Consider the following 5,956-nt stretch of genomic DNA (forward strand, 5'->3'; position numbering starts at 1 on the left):
CAGCAGGTCCGGATTCGCGCGTACGGCCCGGCCGAGTTCGAGACGCTCCTCGCCGACGCCGGGTTCGCCGTCGAGTTCGTTCGGCCCCGGACGTTCGTCGACGGCGACGGGGAGGACGGACGCGCGCTGGTCGCCGTCGCTCGACGGACGTGAGCGGAGCGGTCGGTCACGCCTGCGGGGTGGTCGGTAGTCGGTGCGTTGGAGGCGTTCACACCTCCACGGCGGCGCCCAGTTCGGGTGCGGTGGCGTCGACGCCGTCCGCCCGCAGTTCCGTCGCGAACGCCTCACACCGGTCGCCGTGGACGACGAACACCCGTTGGTCCGCGTACGTGTCGAGGAAGGAACGGAGTCCTCCGGCGTCGGCGTGGGCCGAGAAGTCGTACGACTCCACGCGCGCGCTGACGGGCATCACGCGGCCGTCGAACTCCGCCCGTCCGGTGTCGAGCAGTCGGCGGCCGGGTGTCCCCGCCACCTGGTAGCCGGTCAGCGTGACTTTGTTCGTCGGGTTCGCCCTGATGGCGGGGATGTAGGTCATCGCCGGGCCGCCGGAGAGCATCCCGCTCGTCGTGACGATGGCGGCGTTCTGCTCGGCGATGCGGGTCCGCTGGCCGTGGCTCGTGACGAACCGCGCGTGGGCGGCCGCCCGGTCGAGCGCGTCGGCGTCGCGGACGAAGTCGGGGTGCCCGCGGAGCATCTCCGTCACCCGCTTGCCCATCCCGTCGACGTAGCAGGGGATGTCGTACGCCTCACAGACGAGGAGCATCTCCTGAGTCCGCCCGATGGCGAAGGCCGGGACGACGACCGTCCCGCCCTCCCACAGCGTCTGCCGGACGCTCTCGACGAACCGCTCTTCGACCGCCCGCCGGGGGTCGTGGTCGACGTCCGAGTAGGTGCTCTCACACACGACCACGTCAGCGTCGGGACGGTCGGTGGAGGCCGCGACGACGCGCTGGTCCTGGGTGTGGAAGTCGGCCGTGTAGAGCAGTCGGGTGTCGCCGTCGTCCACCAGCACGTGGGCGCTCCCGGGGATGTGGCCCGCGTCGAAGAACGTCACCTCGTGGCCCGCCGCCACGAACGACTCCCGGTAGCCGTGGGTGTGAGACACCTCCGTCACGCGCTTGACATCGTTCTCCGTGAACGGGCAGCGGTAGCCGCCACCCTGTCCACCTGACCCGCGCCCGTGTCTGCGATTCGCTGGCCCGTGGAGCTTCAGTGTGTCTCGCGCGAGCGTGAGCGCGAGTTCCATCGTGGGGGGCGTCCAGTGGATCGGCGGGCGGTCCCGCCCCGACAAAAGCGCCGGAACGACGCCGACGTGGTCGAGGTGACCGTGGCTGACGACGACGGCGTCCGGGTCGGGGGTCGCGACGGGGAACTGCGGCGGGTTCCCCGACAGCAGTCCGTAGTCGAGGAGGAGCGAGTCGTTGACGAGAAGCGCGCTCCGCCCGACTTCGCGGACGCCGCCGAGGAACTCCAGTTTCATCGGCCGACGGTTGCGGCTACACGCGCTTCCGTCCGTCGGTTCTCCGACCGCTCAGTTTTCGATTGTGAAAATTCGACACGCCTCCGCACCGGAGCATACGAGACCGCTACCGCGCCGCTTTTTAAGTACCGTTTAAGTAGAGTATATGTGTACAGTATCACTGCTGAAAATCGGCGAGGCAGATTTTAATAGCTCAATCTGGAATCAGCGCTCAGGCACGGTCGACCGAGGGAGAGCAGTGGGATGGCCCGCTGGGCGCGCACCGTGTGCGTCGATCGGACTCTCGTGTTCGGTCAGAACGTGCAGAGAAGAACGACAATGAACTTCAAGCAACTCTTCACGGAAGACCGCGCAGTGAGCCCGGTCATCGGCGTCATCCTCATGGTGGCGATCACGGTGATCCTCGCGGCCGTCATCGGGACGTTCGTGCTCGGCCTCGGCGACCAGGTCTCCGAAAGCGCACCGCAGGCACAGTTTACATTCGACTTCGACGGTGACGACGACGTCAACATCACCCACGATGGTGGTGACGCCATTGAGGCGGGTGACCTGAACATCACCACGGGAACGGCAATCGATATTAACGACGACCCGACGACGTCCTACACGGCTGTCGGTGCTAACAGCGTTGCACTTGACGCAACCAACGGCTTCGGCAGCGGAGACACAATCAGTGCTGGGACCACTATCTACGTCCGAGCAACTGGTTCGTTCGGTGGAGAAACCGTCCGTGTCGTTTGGAGCAGCCCGAACAGCGACAAGACCGCGACCATCGGCCAGTTCCAGACGTAAACATGGATTTCAAGCAACTGTTCACGGAGGACCGTGCTGTGAGTCCGGTTATCGGCGTCATCCTCATGGTGGCGATCACGGTGATCCTCGCGGCCGTCATCGGGACGTTCGTCCTCGGGCTCGGTGACCAGGTCTCCGAGAGCGCACCCCAGGCACAGTTCGCGTTTGACTTCCAGACGCAAGGCAGTGGGACCGACGTCGTGAACATCACTCACGATGGCGGTGACTCGATTCCTGCTGAGGACCTGAGCGTCAACGTCAATAGTACGACCGCGTGGGCCGCGGACGGCTCGGGAACGTGGAATAACGACGGTGGAAACTGGACGAGCGGGAACGGCGAAGTGTCCGCTGGGAAGTCACTTGGTCTCTCGCTGTCGAGCGGCGGTGCGTCCGACGGTGACGCTGTCCGCGTCGTCTGGGCGTCGTCCAACTCCGACAAGACTGCGACCATCGGTCAGGCCGAGTTCCAGAGCTGATCGCGGACCGACTTTTCGGATTTTTCACCACCGGTGAGAGACATCTCTCAACCCTTCTACTCTTATTTCTCGTACCGCCGCACCTGAAACGCCTCGTACCCCCCATAGGCGACCTCCAGCGCGCCCATCCACCAGTTCCAGCGGTTCGCCACGCGCTCGTCGGGCGCGTCCTGCAGGTTCTCCACGACTTCCTCCACCGTCAGCGGCGCACCACGGTCTTGTGCCGCCTGCCCCGAATCGGCCAGGTCCATCGCCTGCCGGACCACCACGCGGCGTTCGGCGTCGCTCCCCGTGAACGTCTCTCGGAGCGCGCGGTCGAGTTCGGACTCGTTCACAGCGGGGAGAGGAGTCGACGACACTTCACGCTTCGTGGGTGACCGCGCGAGCGGGGGCCGTCGGTCTCAGCCCTGCTCTCGTTTCAGCAGCGTCGACCCGCTCGGGACGCGCTCGAAGCCGAACCGTCCGTAGAAGTCGACGAGGTCCGGACGACACTCCAGGAGGACCTGTTCGACGTCGGCGATGCCCGGGTGTGCGCAGAGTTCCTCGACCAGCCGCGTTCCCAGTCCCCGGCCGCGATAGGGGACGCCGACGACGACGTCCTCGACGAACGCGCGGTACTCGCGGTCGGTGAGCGCGCGGGCGAAACCGACCACTTCCGTGTCCCGGGTCCGGCCGCTGACCACCTCGCGGACGAGGCAGACGACGACGTCGGTGTGGTCGAGCATCCGGCGGACGCCGTCGGCGTCGCGGTCCGCGGCCCACCCCGTCGAGCGGAGGAGACGGACCACGTCGCCGAGGCTACCGTCGGGAACCTCGTAGGCGACGTCGACGTCGATGTCGCGTGTCATGGTCGCGTCGTCGGGCGGCGGACGTATCAAACGTCCGTTGAGAGTCTCAGTCGGGATAATCGTCGCCGGCGAGAGGTCGGCGAAGCGACACCGCCGACGGCGCGGCGACCCCCCGCTGGCTGGGGGCGTGGCTGCGGGGAGAGACACCGGTCGCTCGGAGGACGGAGACCGTACCGTCCGGTCGAACCCGGCAGTGCTACGACGGGCCCACGTCCGACGCCCGAGAGAACGAAGAGTGCAGGCGAGCGCGGGCCCTCAGTTCGGCGTCGTTGCCTCGGCTTCCGCGTCGGACGCCTCGCTCGCGTCGTCGGCCGCCTCCTCGCTCGCCGCGAGCGACGTGTCGAGGCCGTCGACCGGGCGGTCCGGGTTGCCGATGTCGCCGAGGCCGAGCTGGTAGTCGTCGTGGTCGACGCCGTCACGCAGGCTGGTCCGGCCGCGGTGGACGCTCACGGCGTCGTCGAGGTGCAGTTGGACCGCCTCCAGCAGCGCCTCCGCCTCCAGCGGCTGTCCACGCGCCTTCAGCTCGTCCAGCGAGGCGTCGTCGGGGACGTCGAACGCTCGCTGGGTGATGATGGGGCCCTGGTCGAGGTCGGTCGTGACGTAGTGGGCCGTGACGCCGGCGACGCGGACGCCCTCCTCCTTCGCCTGCCGGTAGGCGGCCGCGCCGGGGAACGACGGGAGCAGCGAGGGGTGGATGTTGATGATGCGGTCCTCGTAGCGGAACACCACGTTGGGCGAGAGGATGCGCATGTACCGGGCGAGGACGACCAGGTCGACGTCGAACTCCTCCAGCCGGTCGACGAGTTCGTCCTCGTCGGGCGACCCCTTCTCGTCGCCGACGTCGTAGAAGGGGACGTCGTACCGTTCGGCGAGCGGCTGGAGGTCGTCGTGGTTCGCGATGACGACCGATATCTCGGCGTCGAGTTCGCCGTCCGCCCACGCGTCGAACAGCGCCTCCAGGCAGTGCGACTCCTGCGTCGCGAGGACGGCGATGCGCTTCGTCTCCCGGTCGGCGGGGAAGCGCACCTGCACGTCGACGTTCATCTCGTCGCCCAGGTCGGCGAGCGCCCCGCGGAGCGTCTCCTTCGTGCAGACCATCTCCGCGGTGTCGGCGTGCAGCGTCATCCGGAAGAGGCCGTCGCGGACCGCCTGGTCGATGTCCTCGACGTTGATTCCGCGCTCGAACAGCAGGGTGGTGAACTTCGCGACGATTCCGGTCTTGTCGTCTCCGATGACCGTGATTCGGGTGTACTCGCGCGTCATACCGTCACCTTCGGCTGTTCGAGACCGAACATATCTCGGCTGAGTCAGCGCTCGCGTAAACCGCTTCCGTTTTTCGCGGAAAAGTTGTCTCAGGAGCGAGTACTCTTCGACCGACGGGGCGTGTCCCGTCGTCCCGGGCGAGAACTGGGCAGTCCCGTCGACGGGACGTAATATACGCATCTGTGTATATCACGTCGACTCCAAAACGGCTTTTACTCACGACCACGCACCCTCGGACGATGACGGCCTACACCGCGACGGTCACCGTGCGCCTCAAACGGGGCGTGCTGGACCCCGAGGCGGAGACGACGAAGCGCGCACTCGAACGGCTGGGCTTCGAACTCGGCGCGCTCCGCTCCGCCGACCGGTTCGAAATCGACCTCGACGCCGAGTCCGCACGGGACGCCGAGGACCGTGCCGACGAGATGGCGGAACGACTCCTCGCGAACCCGACCATCCACGACTACGATGTGGAGGTCTCCGAGCGGGAATGACAGTCGTGTCTCCGACACCGACCCTCGGTCCCGGTACACGGAGGTCCCGACGGTGACCGTCGCTGTCGTCCAGTTCGGCGGGTCGAACTGTGACCGTGACGCGGTCCAGGCGCTCACGCATCTGGGCATCGACGCTCGGCGCGTCTGGCACGCCGACGGCCTCCCGGACGACACCACGGGCATCGTCATCCCCGGCGGGTTCTCCTACGGCGACTACCTGCGCGCAGGGGCGATGGCCGCACGGGCCCCCGTCATGAACGAGGTGCGCGAACACGCCGAGTCCGGGGTTCCCGTCCTGGGAATCTGCAACGGCGCACAGATCGGCTGCGAGTCGGGGCTGACGGCGGGCGCGTTCACGACGAACCGGAGCGCGCGGTTCCAGTGCGAGCACGTCTACGTCCGTATCGAGCGAGCGGACACGCCGTGGACGCGCGCGTACGAGGAAGGAGCGGTCGTCGAACTCCCCATCGCACACGGCGAGGGACGGTTCGAGGTGAGTGCGGAGCGGTACGACCGACTCGAGGCGGAGGGTCGCGTGCTCTTCCGCTACTGTGACAGCGAGGGGAACGTGACGGAGGCGGCGAACCCGAACGGCTCCGTCGG

The 5,956-nt window shown here is 67.2% G+C and carries 8 protein-coding genes; 4 read left to right on the forward strand and 4 right to left on the reverse strand.

Features of this window, described 5'->3' with window-relative positions; genetic code table 11:
* Positions 1 to 208 precede the first annotated feature (208 nt).
* Entirely contained in the window at positions 209 to 1,480 is a 1,272-nt protein-coding gene (locus ACESK5_RS18520) for an MBL fold metallo-hydrolase (protein WP_372913063.1), read from the reverse strand.
* Positions 1,481 to 1,798: 318 nt separating this feature from the next.
* Here ACESK5_RS18520 and ACESK5_RS18525 point away from each other — a divergent pair, with 318 nt between their 5' ends.
* Together ACESK5_RS18525 and ACESK5_RS18530 are read left to right on the forward strand one after the other, a co-directional pair.
* Positions 1,799 to 2,272: a type IV pilin gene (locus ACESK5_RS18525; RefSeq protein ID WP_372913064.1), complete on the forward strand. Its 474-nt coding sequence runs from the start codon at positions 1,799 to 1,801 to the stop codon at positions 2,270 to 2,272.
* 2 nt (positions 2,273 to 2,274) lie between these two features.
* The gene (locus tag ACESK5_RS18530) at positions 2,275 to 2,748 is read left to right on the forward strand and encodes a type IV pilin (RefSeq protein WP_372913065.1); all 474 of its coding nucleotides are present in this window, start codon (positions 2,275 to 2,277) and stop codon (positions 2,746 to 2,748) included.
* 62 nt (positions 2,749 to 2,810) lie between these two features.
* Here ACESK5_RS18530 and ACESK5_RS18535 read toward each other — a convergent pair whose 3' ends face one another.
* The 3 genes from ACESK5_RS18535 to ACESK5_RS18545 all read right to left on the reverse strand — a co-directional run bounded on the left by ACESK5_RS18535 (position 2,811) and on the right by ACESK5_RS18545 (position 4,859).
* On the reverse strand, positions 2,811 to 3,083 hold the full coding sequence (locus tag ACESK5_RS18535) for a hypothetical protein (RefSeq protein ID WP_372913066.1): 273 nt from the start codon (positions 3,081 to 3,083) through the stop codon (positions 2,811 to 2,813).
* A 66-nt stretch (positions 3,084 to 3,149) separates the two neighbouring features.
* Positions 3,150 to 3,596, reverse strand: coding sequence for a GNAT family N-acetyltransferase (locus tag ACESK5_RS18540; protein ID WP_372913067.1), 447 nt, complete (start codon positions 3,594 to 3,596; stop codon positions 3,150 to 3,152).
* A gap of 255 nt (positions 3,597 to 3,851) precedes the next feature.
* On the reverse strand, positions 3,852 to 4,859 hold the full coding sequence (locus ACESK5_RS18545) for a formyltetrahydrofolate deformylase (RefSeq protein WP_372913068.1): 1,008 nt from the start codon (positions 4,857 to 4,859) through the stop codon (positions 3,852 to 3,854).
* A 239-nt stretch (positions 4,860 to 5,098) separates the two neighbouring features.
* On the opposite strand from ACESK5_RS18545, the gene purS reads away from it, so the two are divergent.
* Together purS and purQ are read left to right on the forward strand one after the other, a co-directional pair.
* On the forward strand, positions 5,099 to 5,353 hold the full coding sequence (gene purS, locus ACESK5_RS18550) for a phosphoribosylformylglycinamidine synthase subunit PurS (protein WP_372913069.1): 255 nt from the start codon (positions 5,099 to 5,101) through the stop codon (positions 5,351 to 5,353).
* A 52-nt stretch (positions 5,354 to 5,405) separates the two neighbouring features.
* The coding region (purQ, locus tag ACESK5_RS18555; RefSeq protein ID WP_372913070.1) for a phosphoribosylformylglycinamidine synthase I at positions 5,406 to 5,956 on the forward strand (551 nt) is incomplete at its 3' end.

It is taken from the genome of Salinigranum sp. (genome assembly GCF_041641895.1).
Lineage (GTDB): Archaea > Halobacteriota > Halobacteria > Halobacteriales > Haloferacaceae > Salinigranum.